This is a genomic window from Enterococcus sp. DIV0802b (assembly GCF_050543535.1).
In the GTDB taxonomy this organism is placed as follows: domain Bacteria; phylum Bacillota; class Bacilli; order Lactobacillales; family Enterococcaceae; genus Enterococcus_D; species Enterococcus_D entomosocium.
Window position 1 is genome coordinate 404,872 of the sequence record NZ_CP172941.1, and the last position, 16,977, is coordinate 421,848.

General features: G+C 44.8%; 14 protein-coding genes. All 14 read left to right on the forward strand.

All coding sequences use genetic code 11. The features are described from left to right. The first annotated feature begins 9 nt into the window (after positions 1–9). The 14 genes from IGJ12_RS01940 (at position 10) to IGJ12_RS02005 (ending at position 16,967) form a co-directional block, all read left to right on the forward strand. Entirely contained in the window at positions 10–1,041 is a 1,032-nt protein-coding gene (locus IGJ12_RS01940) for an LPXTG cell wall anchor domain-containing protein (protein WP_086372557.1), read from the forward strand. Between the two features lie 266 nt (positions 1,042–1,307). Then, entirely contained in the window at positions 1,308–1,976 is a 669-nt protein-coding gene (locus IGJ12_RS01945) for a TetR/AcrR family transcriptional regulator (RefSeq protein ID WP_005232294.1), read from the forward strand. Further along, positions 1,969–3,696, forward strand: a complete 1,728-nt coding sequence (locus tag IGJ12_RS01950; RefSeq protein WP_008376197.1) for an ABC transporter ATP-binding protein — start codon at positions 1,969–1,971, stop codon at positions 3,694–3,696. The genes IGJ12_RS01945 and IGJ12_RS01950 overlap by 8 nt, the downstream gene beginning before the upstream one ends. Beyond that, positions 3,693–5,573: an ABC transporter ATP-binding protein gene (locus IGJ12_RS01955; protein WP_005232291.1), complete on the forward strand. Its 1,881-nt coding sequence runs from the start codon at positions 3,693–3,695 to the stop codon at positions 5,571–5,573. The genes IGJ12_RS01950 and IGJ12_RS01955 overlap by 4 nt, the downstream gene beginning before the upstream one ends. A gap of 203 nt (positions 5,574–5,776) precedes the next feature. Further along, positions 5,777–6,922 carry an acetylornithine transaminase gene (locus IGJ12_RS01960; RefSeq protein WP_144331004.1) on the forward strand — a complete coding sequence of 382 codons (1,146 nt, stop codon included), beginning with the start codon at positions 5,777–5,779 and terminating at the stop codon, positions 6,920–6,922. Positions 6,923–7,068: 146 nt separating this feature from the next. Next, complete coding sequence (gene argC, locus IGJ12_RS01965; protein WP_144331005.1) at positions 7,069–8,091, forward strand: N-acetyl-gamma-glutamyl-phosphate reductase; 1,023 nt, start codon at positions 7,069–7,071, stop codon at positions 8,089–8,091. A gap of 78 nt (positions 8,092–8,169) precedes the next feature. Continuing rightward, positions 8,170–9,360, forward strand: coding sequence for a bifunctional glutamate N-acetyltransferase/amino-acid acetyltransferase ArgJ (argJ, locus tag IGJ12_RS01970; protein ID WP_086332936.1), 1,191 nt, complete (start codon positions 8,170–8,172; stop codon positions 9,358–9,360). Between the two features lie 35 nt (positions 9,361–9,395). Then, a complete protein-coding gene (gene argB, locus IGJ12_RS01975; RefSeq protein WP_086332937.1) occupies positions 9,396–10,157 on the forward strand; it encodes an acetylglutamate kinase in 762 nt (253 codons plus the stop codon). Between the two features lie 175 nt (positions 10,158–10,332). Then, positions 10,333–11,154 carry a VOC family protein gene (locus IGJ12_RS01980; protein ID WP_016609582.1) on the forward strand — a complete coding sequence of 274 codons (822 nt, stop codon included), beginning with the start codon at positions 10,333–10,335 and terminating at the stop codon, positions 11,152–11,154. Positions 11,155–11,564: 410 nt separating this feature from the next. Then, entirely contained in the window at positions 11,565–12,479 is a 915-nt protein-coding gene (locus IGJ12_RS01985) for an ABC transporter permease (RefSeq protein WP_005232278.1), read from the forward strand. 22 nt (positions 12,480–12,501) lie between these two features. Beyond that, the gene (locus IGJ12_RS01990; protein ID WP_005232275.1) at positions 12,502–13,395 is read left to right on the forward strand and encodes a carbohydrate ABC transporter permease; all 894 of its coding nucleotides are present in this window, start codon (positions 12,502–12,504) and stop codon (positions 13,393–13,395) included. A 65-nt stretch (positions 13,396–13,460) separates the two neighbouring features. Then, the gene (locus IGJ12_RS01995) at positions 13,461–15,092 is read left to right on the forward strand and encodes an extracellular solute-binding protein (protein ID WP_430619283.1); all 1,632 of its coding nucleotides are present in this window, start codon (positions 13,461–13,463) and stop codon (positions 15,090–15,092) included. Positions 15,093–15,129: 37 nt separating this feature from the next. After that, the gene (locus IGJ12_RS02000; protein WP_005227228.1) at positions 15,130–15,831 is read left to right on the forward strand and encodes a DUF624 domain-containing protein; all 702 of its coding nucleotides are present in this window, start codon (positions 15,130–15,132) and stop codon (positions 15,829–15,831) included. Positions 15,832–15,950: 119 nt separating this feature from the next. Further along, positions 15,951–16,967, forward strand: coding sequence for a serine hydrolase domain-containing protein (locus IGJ12_RS02005; RefSeq protein WP_086316824.1), 1,017 nt, complete (start codon positions 15,951–15,953; stop codon positions 16,965–16,967). The last annotated feature ends 10 nt before the right edge of the window (positions 16,968–16,977 follow it).

Genomic DNA, 16,977 nt, shown 5'->3' on the forward strand with positions numbered 1-16,977 from the left:
GCAATGACGATGAAAAAAATAATTTGGCTCGGACTAATGACGTTGGCATTTTCACCATTGATGGTTCATGCAGATGAAACGGCTACGAGTGGAAGTGACAATCCGGCTGCCGTTAGCGAGACACTTTCATCAGAAGGGCAAACAGACAGTGAGCAGATCCAAAATTCTGCCCAAGAAAGTACAGATGAAAACCAAGAAACGGATCAATCCGCTACTTCAGAAACTACAGCTGACGAGAATCAAGAGCCGGTCGATTCCGAAGCCGTTATTGCCTCGATCCAAGCAGAGACAGGAACGCAAAACGTCAATGAAATCAATACATTAGCCGATGAACCTAGTTCGTTGCGTAGTGCGTTAACCCAAGGGATTACTGAAGGCAGTGTGACCGCATTTACCCAAGAACAGTTGGACCAGTTGACAGATGAAGAATTGACCAATGGCAATCGCCTAGCGCTACGTTATTCTAGTGATGCGATGGGCTTTGATATTGCTTACTTGGCAAAAATCATCGGTGCCTTGTTTGTCGATCAGACGTTATCCTGGGAAGCCATTGAGCCGCAACTGGCTTTTGATGCGAATAGCTACGCCAGTTTTGCTGACTTGATTCCTGTCGTGGATCAGTTGCAGGAATATTTACAGGTCGTCTATCCAGCAGACGGAGTCTTTTTACATTTGAATCAAGCCGTTTCCAACGAATGGATGATCTCAATTTTGACCAATTTGAATCAGATGGAACAAGAGATGCAAGTTGATCCAGGTGCCTTTGTCCCCGGACGGATCTCTTATATCATTCAAGCGGCAAATGATTCCATGTATCTGCCTACAGGCACGCAAACGAGTACGACTGAAGAAGCGACGGCAACTTCGACGACAGCCCAAGAAACAGCGACAACGACTTCTTCGAAAGAGGCAGACGCAACTGCCGATGGCGAAAAAACATTACCTAAAACCAATGAAGCGCCAAGTTATACCTTATTGATCGCAGGTGTTATCCTGCTGCTGATCGTTTTCTTGATTTTATGGCGCCGAAAGAAAAAATGACCGTTATTTATAATCGGCGGAATGAAAAAATAGCAACCTTCGTTTTCCATCAGGGAAACGAAGGTTTTTTGTTTTCAGAAATTTCACTCGTGATTTCTTTTCAAATAACGCCTTTTATAAAAAGACCAGAATTGATTCCTTCATAAAAAAGTCAAATTTAAATTCTTGCATTCTCTGGTGAGGGGTGTATAATGACACAGTGTCATATGACATCGTGTCATATCGAGAGCTGTGATTTATTTTAAATTAGAAAGGAGTTGCTTGTGATGCCGACCGATACATTTTTTCACTTGCCGCCGGAAAAACAAAAGCGCATCTTAAATGCGGCGAAAAAAGAATTCTCAAGGCTGCCGTTGAAAGACGCCTCGATCGCCAATATCATCAAAGATGCCGAGATTCCTCGTGGGAGTTTTTATCAATACTTCGAAAACAAAGAAGATCTTTATTACTATTATTTCCATACGTTGAAAAAAAATAGTCAGCGAGATCTGCTGAAATCGATCCAACATGAAAACGGGGATCTGTTTGCGGGGTTCGAATGGTACTTTTCACGGATGATCGCCGAGGTTTTCAAAGGCAAAAACGCAAACTTTTACCGCAATTTATTTATGAGTATGGATTATCGTTCCTTCCATAAAGTCGTTCCAGAGATGCAGCACAAGATGCATCAAGAACACAAAGCCGATCGGCAGAAGCAACAAGCCATCTTTTTGTCAGAGGTCGACAAAGATTTATTGAAAGTCAAAGACGACCATGAGTTGAAAATGCTGATCCAGCTGCTGATGCATACCGTCTTTTCGACGATTGCCGAAGCCTATCGCCAATCAGCATTTGATCCAGACTATGATCCTGCCGAAGCGATCGCTGATTTCAACAGTAAAGTCCGCTGGTTAAGAGAGGGCGCAAAAAAAGAAAGAGGGGAAACCTATGATTAAGCTGATAAAACGCGTATCCGTCATTTCCATAATCATGGCAGTGGTGTTTATGGTGATCCAAGTCGTTTCTGATTTGTATCTACCGACATTGACTTCCAATATTATCAACAATGGGGTGGCGACAGGGGACATTGATTACATTTGGAAAACCGGCTTTTACATGATCGGCTTTTCATTGATCAGTATCATCGCCGCTTTAGGAAATACGTATTTTGCAACAAGAGAATCACAAAAATTAGGACAAAAACTACGTTCGGACATTTACCAAAAAGTTGAGAATTTTTCTTCTCGTTCTTTCGATAAATTTGGGACCGCATCATTGATCACACGAACCACTAACGACGTCAACCAAATTCAAATGGTGACGCAAATGTTTTTACGTATGATGATCAATGCACCGATCACACTGATTGGGGCGAGCTTCTTGGCCTATCAAAAAGATGCCCAATTAACACGAATCTTTTTAGTCGTTATTCCTATCATGCTAGTATTAGTTGGCGGTATTATGTATTTTGCCGTTCCGTTATTCAAAAGTATGCAAAAGAAAACTGACCGTTTGAACTTAGTCTTTCGTGAAGGCTTGACGGGGGTCCGCGTTATTCGGGCATTTGACAAGACGGATTATGAAGCGAATCGCTTTGATCAAGCCAACAAAGATTACACCCACACCGCGATCAAAGTAAATACCATCGTGGCCTTGATGATGCCTTTGATGACGTTGATCATGAGTGGAACGAACATTGCCATCACATGGTTTGGTGGTCATTATATTGCCGAAATGACCTTAGAAGTCGGGAACCTGATTGCGTTTATGACTTATGCGATGCAAATTTTGATCAGCTTTATGATGCTGTCCATGATCTTCGTGATGGTGCCAAGAGCCCAAGCATCAGCTGACCGGATCAACGAAGTCTTAAATGAAGAAGATGAAATTCTCGATCCAAAAACACCAGCGACATTGAGCTTACAAGGGGATCAAGCAACCTTGACTTTTGACCATGTGGCGTATCGCTACCAAGGCGCTGAGAAATTGGCGTTGGAAGATATCGACTTCCAAGCAAAATCTGGTGATTTTGTTGCCATCATCGGTGGGACGGGCTCAGGGAAAACGACACTAGTCAATCTCTTGCCTCGTTTGTACGATGTGGAGTCTGGTGCAATCAAAATCAATGGGGTCAATATTGCAGAAATCACCCAGCATAATCTACGAGAAGTCGTGGGCTTTGTTCCGCAAAAAGCGGTACTGTTTTCCGGTACCATTCGTGAAAATATGAAATATGGAAAACCTGATGCGACAGACGAAGAAATCTGGCAAGCATTAGAGATCGCCCAAGCCAAAGATTTTGTCTCCGAACTGGCAGATGGCTTAGATAGCCGTGTAGAACAAGGCGGCGGCAACTTCTCTGGTGGACAACGTCAACGTTTAGCGATTGCTCGTGCGTTAGTGAAACAAGCAGATGTCTATGTCTTTGATGATTCCTTCTCCGCATTGGACTTCAAAACCGATGCAAACTTACGAGCAGCGCTGAAACGCGACATGCAAGACAGCATCATGGTCGTGGTTGCCCAACGGGTCAGCACCGTCATGGATGCCGATACGATCTTAGTATTAGATGAAGGACAACTCGTAGGGAAAGGGACCCATGAATCATTAATGGCAGACAATGAAACCTATCAAGAAATCGTTTCTTCACAATTGAGAGAGGAGGATCTTGCATGAGTGAAAAGAAAACAACAACACAACACCGTGGCGGACCAATGGGTGGCGGCCCGGGCCGTAACATCGGTGCCAAAGGACCAAAACCAAAAAACTTTTGGGGGACGGTCAAACGGCTTTTCGGGTACATGTCGAAACGCTCCCTCGCTATCATTGCCGTCTTCGTTTTAGCGATCGCAGCCGTGATCTTCCAAATCCAAACACCGAAAATTTTAGGGGAAGCGACCACTGAAATTTTTAAAGGGGTCATGATCGGTACACAGCAGATGCAAGCCGGCCAACAGGTGACAGAATTTCCTATCGATTTTGAGAAAGTTGGTCAAATCATTTTGATCGCGATCGGCATGTATGTGATTTCAGCCGTCTTCAACTTTCTACAACAGTTTATTATGACCCGTGTCTCTCAACGAACGGTTTATGAGCTGCGTCGAGACTTAGATGAAAAAATGAACCGCTTGCCGATCTCTTACTATGATACTCACTCAAATGGGGATATCATGTCACGGGCAATCAATGATATGGATAATATCGCAAGTACCCTGCAACAAAACTTGACCCAATTTATTACGAGTGTCGTGACCTTTATCGGGGTTTTGTGGATGATGCTGACGATCAGTTGGCAACTGACTTTGATTGCTTTAGCAACGGTTCCTTTAAGCTTGATCGTCGTGATGATCGTCGCACCAAAATCGCAAAAATTCTTTGCGGCCCAACAAAAAAGTTTAGGATTGCTCAATGACCAAGTCGAAGAAACTTACGGCGGTCATACAGTAGTCAAAACCTTCAACCATGAAGCTGCCGATCAAGTCGTTTTTGAAGAAGAAAATGACCGTCTGTATTCCGCTGGTTGGAAAGCCCAATTTATTTCAGCGATCATTATGCCCTTGATGAACTTCATTAAAAACTTAGGCTATGTCTTCGTGGCTGTCCTTGGTGGGATCAAAGTGGCGAATGGGAACATGACGTTAGGGGATGTGCAAGCATTCTTGCAATACACCAATCAATTCTCTCAACCAATCACTCAAATCGCTAGCTTACTAAACACCATCCAATCAACCGTTGCATCTGCCGAACGGGTCTTTGAAGTCTTGGATGAAGAAGAAATGAATGATGAGCCTTCTGGTTTACCAGTGGAAGACAGTGAATACAAAGTTCGTTTCGATCATGTTCAATTTGGTTATGCCCCAGACAAATTATTGATGACCGATTTTAATCTGGATGTCAAAGCTGGTGAGATGGTGGCTATCGTAGGACCAACCGGCGCTGGGAAAACCACGCTGATCAATCTCTTGGAACGTTTTTATGATGTTTCTGGCGGTAGCATTCGTTATGATGGCAGAGATACCCGAGACTTGACTCGTGATGAATTGCGTAGTAATATCTCGATGGTGCTGCAAGATACGTGGTTGTTTACCGGCTCCATCTATGACAACATTCATTATGGAAATGAAAAAGCGACCAAAGAACAAGTGATTGCTGCGGCGAAGGCTGCCCATGTGGATGATTTTGTTCGCAAATTGCCAGAAGGCTATGATACGGTCTTGAATGAAGAAGCCAGCAACATCTCCCAAGGTCAACGTCAGCTGATCACGATCGCCCGCGCCTTCTTAGCGGATCCAGACGTCTTGATTTTGGATGAAGCAACTTCTAGTGTCGATACGCGGACTGAGATCTTGATCCAGAAAGCAATGGGACGTTTGTTAGAAAATCGGACCAGCTTTGTGGTTGCTCACCGTCTCTCTACGATTCGTGATGCTGACAATATCATCGTGATGAATCACGGATCTATTGTTGAAACTGGAAACCATGAGGAATTGATGGCGCAAAACGGTTTCTATGCAGACCTTTATAACAGTCAATTTTCAGAAGAAGTGGCGTGATCCACTGTTTGTAATGAAAGAAATTCTTCCCCAAATGATGATAAACAGACCGCCAAAGGTTGACTGAAAGAAAGCAGTGATTGTCACTGCTTTCTTTTTTTATGAATTTTTATCGCTTTAATTTAAATATTTATTGCAATTATCTAGATAAAAATGTATATTAATACATAATTTCGAATGATCCAAGACAAGGAGTGAAACCAATGAGTCATCTTTTTCCTAATTACAGCCGTTTGCCCATCGATATCCAGCAAGGCAGCGGGAGCTATGTCGTAGATTCGCAAGGGAACCAATATTTAGATTTAACGAGCGGTATCGGGGTTGTCAATCTCGGTTATGGACATCCCAAAGTGCAAGCTGCTTTGATGACCCAAGCAGAGCAGATTTGGCATGTGCCGAATTTATATGACAGCCAACTACAAGAAGAAGTTGCCCAAAAGCTGACCCAAAACCAAAAGAACGTATCAGACGAGCCGTATCTGGCCTATTTTTGTAATAGCGGCGCTGAGGCGAACGAAGCAGCTTTAAAGCTGGCTCGCAAAGCGACTGGCCGTAGCAAAGTCATCAGTTTTGAACAATCTTTCCACGGTCGGACCTTTGGCGCGATGTCTTTGACTGGGCAAAGCAGTATTCACGATGGGTTTGGTCCGCTGGTACCAGAGATGGTTTATGTACCGTTTAATGACCTTGAGGCATTGCAAGCCGTTTTAGATGAGCAGACGGCAGCCGTGTTTTTAGAATTGATCCAAGGCGAAGGCGGCGTGATCCCTGCCGAGGTGGCGTGGGTCCAAGGGGTGGCAGCCCTTTGTCAGGAGCAGGGAGCACTGCTGGTGGTGGATGAGATCCAAACCGGGATGGGACGGACAGGAACACTGTTTGCTTTTGAAGGATATGGCATTGAACCTGATCTTTTTACCGTAGCAAAAGGGCTTGGTAACGGGATCCCTGTCGGAGCAATGCTAGGCAAAAGTCATTTGCAAACGGCTTTTGGACCCGGTAGTCACGGTTCGACCTTTGGTGGCAATAAATTAGCGATGGCCGCTGCTAGTGCCGTCTGCAGTGTGTTGCAAGAAGAGGACATTCAAGTCAATGTTCAATTGCGTCAGCAGCAGTTTTTCGACGGATTGCAAGGACTATCTAAGGTGCAGGCGATTCGTGGGAAAGGATTGATGATTGGTATCGAATTAGCAGATTCGGAAAGCTTGCAATCCGTGTTGACTCAACTGCGGAACCAAGGCCTCCTCGCATTAAAGGCGGGTACCAAGGTTTTGCGCTTGCTGCCACCCTTAACGATCTCGCAAGAGGAAACGCAAGCAGCCTTGGCGATTTTACAAGCGATCTTAGCATAATTGTATAAAAATAGATTTTTTGGGCATTTTTTCTTATAAAAACCGAATAACAGCGAGTTTATTTTGAATAGTTTTATAAATAATCATTGACAGAGCGATGGGAGTTTCTTATAATCTTAAGTAAATTCTTTTGAGGAGTGACGTGTTTGAAGGCAGCAATCGTTGGTGTAACAGGGTATACCGGAATTGAATTGATTCGTTTGATCCAGCAGCATCCCCAATTGGAGGTGGGCACCTTGCATAGTCATTCTATGCATGAAAATTCATCAGTTTTGTATCCTCATTTAATTGGACTGACAGAGCGGTTGATCGAACCTTTTGATGCAGAAAAAATCCAAAAGGAAAATCAACTCGTGTTTTTTGCGACTCCTGCTGGAATCAGCAAAGAACTCGCAGCGACTTTTGTCGCAAATGACTTTCCAGTGATTGACCTTTCTGGTGATCTGCGATTGAAGGATCGGGATAGCTATCAAAAATGGTATCACCAAGAAGCTGCACCTGCCGAGTTGTTGGCACAAGCGACCTATTCGCTGCCTGAGTTTGCAACGACTTCTGGCAATTTGATCGCCAATCCAGGCTGTTATGCGACTGCTGCCATTTTAGCTGCTGCGCCGTTGGTTCAGCAAAAACTATTCAGCGGCACGTTGATTTTTGATGGCAAGTCGGGCTTATCGGGTGCTGGAAAGAAATTGACTGACAGCAGTCACTTTGCAACCGCTGCGGATAACATGACGATGTATAAGCCAAATCAGCATCAGCATATTCCTGAGATCATGCAACAGTTTCAACAATGGGATCAGGCAATGCCGCCGATCCAATTTTCTACCAGCTTACTGCCTGTCAAAAGAGGGATCTTTATGACGCTTTATGCGCCTCTCAAAGACGCGATTTCGCAAGAGGACATCTATGAGCAGTACGTAAAAACATATCAAGACCATCCGTTTGTCCGAGTGCAACCGTTAGGAAAGCTGCCCGAGCTGCGGCAAGTGACGGGAACGAATTTTTGTGATATTGGCCTATGTTTCAATCCGCTGACCCAAGTGTTGACCGTTGTCGCAGTGATCGATAATTTAGGCAAAGGGGCTGCTGGCCAAGCGATCCAAAACTTCAATCGATGGGCAGGGATACCAGAAACGACCGGTCTTATGCAAGCTCCGTTATACCCATAAAATAGCCAACAGACACGTGAGAATACTCGTGTCAGCCAGTGGACAATCCGCAAAAAGGTGGCAGTAGGAGGAAAGAAAATGAAAGAAATCGAAGGAACGATCGCAACCCCAAAAGGTTTTTTTGCCGACGGTCTGCATTGCGGTCTGAAGAAAGAGAAAGTCGATCTTGGTTGGATCGTCTCTGAAGTGCCAGCCAGTGCTGCGGCAGTCTTTACCACCAATCAAGTACAAGCGGCACCCATTCTCGTTACAAAGGAAAAAATGCAAGCAGGCACCTTGCAAGGCGTGATCGTCAATGCGGGCAATGCCAATGCTTGTACCGGGGAGCAAGGTTTAAAAGATGCACAAGAGATGGCAGAATTGGCAGCAGCCCAGCTGCATACGAGTCCCGAAGCCTTTGCGGTAGCCTCCACCGGGATCATTGGTAAGAGCTTACCGATGGAAAAAATCACGGCAGGGATTCAGCAACTAAACAGGCAAGGGGATGCCCACCGATTTCAAAGAGCAATTTTGACGACGGATCTGACTGAAAAAAGCAGTGTCATCCAATCAACGATCGCTGACAAAACGGTGACTGTTGCGGGCTGTGCCAAAGGGTCTGGTATGATCCATCCTAATATGGCCACGATGCTGGCATTTGTTACGACGGATGCAGCGATCTCGTCAGCACTCTTGCAAACACTGCTGAAAGAGTTGACCGATGTCACCTTTAATCAAATCACGGTCGATGGTGATACATCTACCAATGATATGGTGTTAGTTTTAGCCAACGGGTTAGCCAAAAATCCAACGATTGAAGCTGACACGCCAGCTTATCAGGAGTTTAAAGGGATGCTTAAAGCAGTTCTGACCGCGCTAGCCAAAGCAATTGCGAAGGACGGAGAAGGCGCCAGCAAATTGATCGAAGCTCACACGAGTGGAGCTGTGACCGATGAAGCAGCCCGAATGATCAGCAAAACCATCGTTGGTTCGCCGCTGGTCAAAACAGCCCTCTTTGGCAAAGACCCAAACTGGGGGCGTATCTTATGTGCAGTGGGTTATAGTGGGCAACCCATCGATCCAGCAACGGTATCGATCGCACTAGCCGACATTCCCGTCTTTGTCCAAGGGATACCGGTAGCTTTTGACGAAACCATCATGCAAGAACAGTTGGCGGAAAGTGAAGTCAAAGTCGCTGTTGAGCTGAAAGAAGGAGCAGGTGTTGGCACCGCTTGGGGCTGTGATCTGACGTATGACTATGTGAAAATCAACGCACTATATCATACCTGAAACAAATCAGGTACTAGACAAAAAGGAGCGAGTAGATGGAAACGATCGTAGTAAAAATCGGCGGTGTCGCCTCAGAAAATTTAACCCCGTCATTCTTTGAGACGATAGCAGATTGGCAAGCTGCGGGCAAAAAAGTGGTCATCGTCCATGGCGGTGGTCACTACATCTCAGAAATGATGGAGAAAATGGCGTTGACAGTCACGATCAAAGACGGCCTGCGGGTGACCGATCCCCAGACGCTTGAAGTAACTAGAATGGTCCTTTTGGGACAAGTTCAACCGCTGATCACGACCGCTTTCCAGCAAGCTGGCTTCCATGCCGTGGGACTGAATGCTGGCTGTGATCAGCTGATCCAAGGAGAATTTATCGATGAGGAGAAATTAGGTCAAGTAGGGAAGGTTCAACAAATCAACGCTGCTTTCCTGCAGCTCTTGACAGAGAAAAAACATGTTCCGATTTTGGCCCCACTAGGAATTACGCCAGATGGGCAATGGTTGAACATCAACGCGGATGAAGTGGCTTGTCAGGTCGCAGCCAGCTTACAAGCCGAAAAACTGTATTTGTTGACGGATGTTCCTGGCATCAAACAAGAAAGCAAGTGGTTGTCGGCTGTTTCTTTTGAGGAGATCCCCCAACTGATCGCCGAAGAAGTAGTCACGGGCGGCATGCTGCCAAAACTAAAAAGTGCTCAGAAAGCCTTAAAATCAGGGGTAGCTGCCGTTTGTATCACCGATCGGATCGATCGTTTAGGAACCCAGATCCTCGCGGCAAGTCCAGCAGCAGCTGGCTGTAGTTGAAGCCATTAGCGACACCTAAACGCCACCTCTCTACTTATAAAAATGCAAAATTCTGACTTTTCTGTGCTTTTCTTCTTATTTTCTCTAAAAAAAGAATAAAATAGGTAGGGATTTCATTTGCTAGAATTTCGTTTTATCAGTACAATGAGTACATATGTAAGTAGGGGGAGAAACAATGACAGATTTCTTATTGGGGAGCAGTACGAAGTTGCTGACTGTTGCAATTCGGGTAAAAGACCGCGATCAAGCGATTGCCTTTTATCGCGATGTACTTGGCTTTGAGCTGAAAAGAGAAGAAAATGAGTTGGCCATCTTTGGTCTAAAAGGATTAGATAGAGAAGTTTTATGGTTGGAAGAAAGCCCGCGTGCCAACGACCATTTCGGTGAGATCAAAAAGATGCAGCGCATCGTTTTAGCCATATCCTCGCTAGAAGAAGCGGCAACTATCGCGAGCAATGCCCAACAAAAAGCGATTGCTTTCGAAGAAGCTCGTTATGAAGCGAATCAATTAGGCTTTATTATAGCGGATCCAGAAGGAAACAAAATCGAAGTCTTATTTACAGCACCCGCAGGAACTGCGGTACCAAAAGACGAAGCAGAATTGATCAAAGCGGCACCTGCAAAAGCGGCTGGCTTATCAAAAGAGGCTCATTTTGGCAAGCTGTATTTAAACGTCAGTGATTTAGCCAAAGAGCAGCTTTTCTTAGAAGAAAGCTTAGGATTGAAAACAAAAGAAGCCGAAACAAAGGAATTTATCCTCAATGATGGTGACTTCCAAGTTGGCTTGACTGAAGCACAAGGTGGTACGATCGACTTACCGAGCCACGAGGTGCTTGGCTTAGACTTCTTGAAAATCTCCATCAGTCAAGAAGATATCGATACATTGGAAAAACACTTGTCTGAGAAGAACCAAGAGTTTTTCATCGACAAAAAACGGCAATTGTTGACGACCTACGATGCGATCGGTATCGAATGGTGGTTTATCGTTAAAAAATAAAGTGTTTTGAAAGAAAAAGCAGCGAGGACTATTCTCTGCTTTTTCTTTTTTTTGTCAAAAAAAGAAACTTTTGTTTTTATTTCGCACGAAAGAGTGCAAAAACCTGTTACATCGATTCGAAGACCAATCATTGAAAAAACGGTAGTTTATCTGCATTAGTAGAACAGGTCCAATCTATTTTGAATTTCTTATTTAGTTATTTAATATTTGAAACGCTTGTCTTAAAACTTAATATAATAGCCATTATGATTCAAAAATCGCAAACATTATATTGAATTGTGGTTATTCTTAATTTATAATAAAAAAGAATCGAGATTCGATGGCTCTGGACGCAGAGGTTATTTGTTGTTATTAATGTATGCGGTTTCTTATGGTGTTGAGCAGTAACGGGAAGACAAGGAGTAGATGTGATGGAAAAAAAGTGGATACACCGATATTTTGCTCAGTGGGATCTGCAGATGATGGTACTGCCGGCGATCTTACTGGTAGGCATTTTTAGCTATATCCCAATGTACGGGATTTTGATGGCATTTCAACAGTACAATATTTTTGAAGGTATGACAGGCAGTCCATGGATCGGCTTTGATAATTTTCGGCGCTTTTTTAGTGAACCACGTTTTTGGGAAATTTTACGGAATACCATTATGATCAGTGTGCTAAAGATTGCTATTTGTTTTCCAGCACCGATTTTGCTGGCGTTGATGCTTAACGAGGTCAAGAACGTTGCATTCAAACGTGTGGTGCAGACGATTACTTATCTCCCACACTTTTTATCATGGGTGATCGTGGCGGGGTTTACGATGTCGATTTTATCGATGGATAACGGTAGCTTAAATATTGCTTTGGAGAGTTTAAACCTGATCGATGAACCAATCAACTTTTTATCGATCCCTCGCTATTTCTGGACGATCATCGTTACGACAAATCTTTGGAAATCGATTGGCTTTGGCTCGATCGTCTATATGGCAGCCATTGCTGGGATCGATCCGCAACTGTACGAAGCAGCATCACTAGATGGCGCAACGAAATTTCAGCAAGTCTTTTTGATCACTCTGCCTTCGATCGTTCCAATCATTACGATTTTTCTCATTTTGGAGATCGGCAACTTATTGAATGCGGGCTTTGAAGATTTGCTTTTACTTGGGAGCAATCCAGCTCTTAGAAATGTGGCGGATGTCATTGATACCTATGTGTATCGGGTAGGGATCAGCAACTCTCAATATTCATACGCAACAGCTGTTGGTTTGTTCAAAGCAGTCATTAGTGTCACTCTTTTGAGCGGAGCAAACTTTTTCGCACGCAAAGTGGGTCACAGCTTATGGTGATCAGCAGAGGAGGAAATGAACAATGAAGAAAAATTGGGGCGACCAAGCGATGATGATTTTTATCTACCTTTTCTTGATAACGCTTGCATTCTTGACATTTTATCCCTTCTGGAATTCACTGGTGATTTCCTTTAATTCTGGACGTGACACGGTGACCGGTGGGATCACGTTTTGGCCAAGAGAATTTACGTTGGAAAACTATCAGATCGTCTTTCAAGATCAGCGCTTGATGAATGCCTTTTTCATCAGTGTCTTACGGACAGTGATCGGGACGTTTTCATCGATCATGCTGACAGCGATGGCAGCATATGGAATGTCAAAAAGAGAACTGATAGGGCGAAAATTTATTACGATTTTTTTCATCCTCACGATGTTCTTCAGCGGCGGCTTGATTCCAACTTTTTTAGTGGTACGTTCACTTGGACTGATGGATTCTTTTTGGGTAATGATCATTCCTGGTCTGATCAGTGTTTGGAATATGATCATCTTCCGTACGTTCTTTCAGCAACTGCCGAAAGGATTGGAAGATTCAGCGAAAATTGATGGTTGTGGTTATTGGGGCACGTTTTTCCGAATCATTTTGCCGTTATCAGGTCCAGTCATTGCCACTTTGTCGCTATTTACCGCCGTTGGGCATTGGAATGATTGGTTTATGCCAAGCATCTACATTACTTCAGATCATCTGATTCCCTTGCAGACCTTTTTGCAACGAGTCTTGAATTCGAACACGGTGAGTTCGCAAATGAGTCAAATTGATTCTGGCTCAGCAGCACGTTTGGCGGAAATGACTGGTGTCACAGGAAAATCCTTGTCGATGGCGATCATGATGGTGGCGACTTTGCCGATCGTAATGGTTTATCCGTTTGTCCAAAAGTATTTTGTAAAAGGTGTATTGATTGGTTCGTTGAAAGATTAGCAGAGCAGGAGGAACTCTCTTGATTAGAGGAGAGAAGGAACGAAACGTTGAAAGGGGATAAAAGAATGAAAGCAAAGGTATTAAAAGGCGTGCTGTCAGTGACTGCGATGAGTCTCTTACTGGCTGCTTGCGGCAGTGAGTCAGGGACAAAAGAAAGTGATGGGGCGGCAGCGAATGACCGTGACAGTTCGGAGGTCTTTGAATTAGGTAGTGAACCGTTGGAGATCACGATGTTTGGTAATTATGATTGGTACACGATGGATCGTTGGGGAGATGATCCAGCAACTGCTGCTATCAAAGAACTGACCAAGGTAGATATTCGCGCAATCGATGGTGGCGGGAATGCAGCACAGCGGCTAAGCACAATGATCGCTGGCGATGATCTACCTGATTTTATTTGGCTTGATCGAGGGTCGGATGTGGAACGGCTGCGAGAAGCGGGTGCCTTAGTGCCATTTGATGATTACTTGGATAAGTATCCAAACTTGAAAGAATGGGCGGGAGAAGACATCCTGAACATGATTCGTTCAGAAGACGGCAAACTTTATCAGTTTCCCAACTGGTATAGCTCGGAGCCTTTCGGGAATGCCGGTTATGTCGTCAATAAAGAGATCCATGATGCTTTAGGTGCGCCAGAATTGAAAACAACAGAGGATCTTTATGAGTATTTGAAAGAAGTTCAAACAGAGTTTCCTGATGTCATTCCATTTGAAACAGATGTCAGCGGACAAGGGATCAATGTCTTGTACTCAGCATTTGCAGAAGGGCGTTCACCAGCAGATATCCGCATTCGCGCTGTTCCTGAAGGCGACGTATTGACCTCGATCTTTGCCAATGAAAACTACGTAGAATCGATTGAATATGCGTCAAGACTGTACCGTGAGCGCTTGATGACCCAAGATACCTTGACCCAAGATGCAGATATGGTGGCAGAAAAAGTAACCAGTGGTCGTGTAGCTGTCTATGCGGCTGCCAGCCCGTCCAACCATGCTCGCGATGCCCATTACATCTTGCAAGAGCAAAACCCAGATGCGGGGTATTTCTATATCGAACCAATTGCTAAACCAGGACTAGATCCTGACAATATTTTCCCAGGTTCCTATGAAATGCTAGGGTGGAATGTCAGTGTCATTACTAGAAATGCAGAAGACCCAGAAAAAGTCTTTGCCTTCTTAGATTGGTTGACAGGACCGTTGGGCCAATCGATCTTGATGTTTGGTCCAGAAGGCCAGTATTGGGATGGCTTTGACGAAGAAGGCTATACGCAATTTACGGATGCCTATGCAGAAGACAGTGCAGGCGTTTCGGAGATTGAGCAAGCAACTTCAAGTTTCCAATGGAACGGCAACTCCGCCTTTTTAGACAATACCAAAACAAAATTTGAACTGAATCTTCCAGAAGATCAAATGAACTGGGCAACGAAATGGCAGCATGCTATTACTTGGGACACGCAAAAAGACGACACGGAATTTGCGGCGATCAACCCGATGCCAGACTCACCAGAAGGAATCATTCAGCAACGGATCAACGATATTTTTGAAGAAGCCAATGCTTCAGCGATCTTTGCTGACAGCGATGAAGAAGTGCGTGCCATCTTTGCTGAGGCGGAAGCCCAAGCACAAGCAGCGGGCTATCAAGAGTTGCTGGATTATCAAACAGAGAAATGGCAGCAAAATCTACAAAACTTAGCCCGCTAGAGGGTAAATCAGCTGATTAGAGAAAGGAGGCGGACTGATGGGAAATGAACGATGGTATCGTTGGTATGGTGCCAGTCAAGCGATAGCTAGTATGTTGCTTTTGAATGGCTACTGGTTACTGTTCAATCTGCCTGTTCTATTGCTAGCTTTGGGGCTGATTTTCCCCAGCTCTCCTCGTCAGTTTCTTTTCTCTTTGGTTGGTTTGATCATTAGTTTTCCTAGCATTCTTTTGCCAGCGACCTTTGCTTTATTTGGGGTCATGCGGCGCTGGTTGTACTATCAAGAACCACGACAGGCCATCGGAGGGACCTTTTGGCGGCTCTATCGGGAAAATTATCGGCGCAGTTTTGCCGCAGGCCTCTTTTTCGGTAGTCTCGCTTTGCTGCTGTTAGGCTCTTATCGCCAAATCGATTCCTTTCAGTTGCCCTTATTGGCTGTCGGCTATTTGTTTTTAAGTATCATTTTACTCGTGTGGTTGCTGTATTTTATCTGCGACAGTGTGCATTTGGCGGCACCCATGCGGCTCGCCTTGATCAAAAGCTTTTTCATCATCTTTTGGGCACCGTTGCAGACACTGATGTTGCTAGGGCTGTTGAGTGGCCTCGCTTTACTGCTCGTCTTGATCAATCCCTTACTCGCGGGATTGATCGTAGGGGGACTAGGTAGCCAATGTGCGTGTTACAGTTATTTGAGAATCATCCAAAAGGCGCAAGCAAAAGCTGCACCAGCCGATGAGTAATCTATGTAACACTGATTAGAAAAAAATCTGAAAACTATCCTTAATGGGTAGTTTTTTTCATTGGCAAAAAGTGCTAAAGTTAGAAGCAAGACAAGCCTGAAAGGAGCGAGTATGGAACGATGACAATGTACCCAAAAACAGTACAGCTCATTCAAGAAAAAATGCCGACCGTTTTCCCAGGAGCGGTGCTGCGTTTTATCGCTGGTGAAACCCAAGAGACCCAGGTATTCGGACAGGCAGCGCTTCTTCCGAAAACCGAACCCATGACGAAAGATCATTTGTTTGATTTAGCCTCATTGACGAAAGTCATTTGTACAACCACCGTCCTGTTAAAATTGTGGGATCAAGGGAAAATCGAGATGGAGGCACCGCTTACTCGTTGGTTGCCAGCGTTTAAAGACGATCGGGTAACGATCAAGCACTTGCTGACGCATACGGCAGCCATCAACACGTGGATTCCCCATCGAGACCAGTTGGATGCTGCTGCCTTGCGCAAGGCGTATTTGCAGCTTGAAAGCAGTGATACGATCGGTCAAACGGTCAGCTATACGGATACTGGGACGATTTTGCTGGGCTTTTTATTGGAGGAGCTGTATCAAAAACCAGTGACCGAGATTTTTCAAGAAGAAGTCTTGACGCCTTTGGGCATGAAGAACAGCGGCTTTCCGCCTTTTCCTCCTTCACAGCTGCCATTGATCGTGCCTACCCAGCAGCAGCCAGACGGCAGTATCCTTAGAGGAATCACCCATGACCCAAAAGCACGAGTGCTGGGAAACCATGCCGGCAACGCCGGGTTGTTTTCTACCGTGGATGATTTGACGCTGTTCGTTCAACTGTTACTGGCAAATGGTCAGCAGCAAGGTGCGCCGTTTTTCTCAGAAAAAGTGATGCAGGCGCTGGCTCAGAGGCAGACGCCTGAAAGCACAAAGCCCCGCACCTATGGCTGGGACTTATTGGGTGCGCCGTACCAATTATTTCATACAGGCTATACAGGCACGTTTCTCGCAGTAGATATTCCTAACAAAAAAGCGTTTATTTTCTTATCGAATCGGGTCCATCCAGTGGATCATCGAGAAAGCTACTTGGGTCATCGTGACGAAATCCTGCAATGTTACTTAAAAGAATCTGCCGAATAAGCGGATTCAT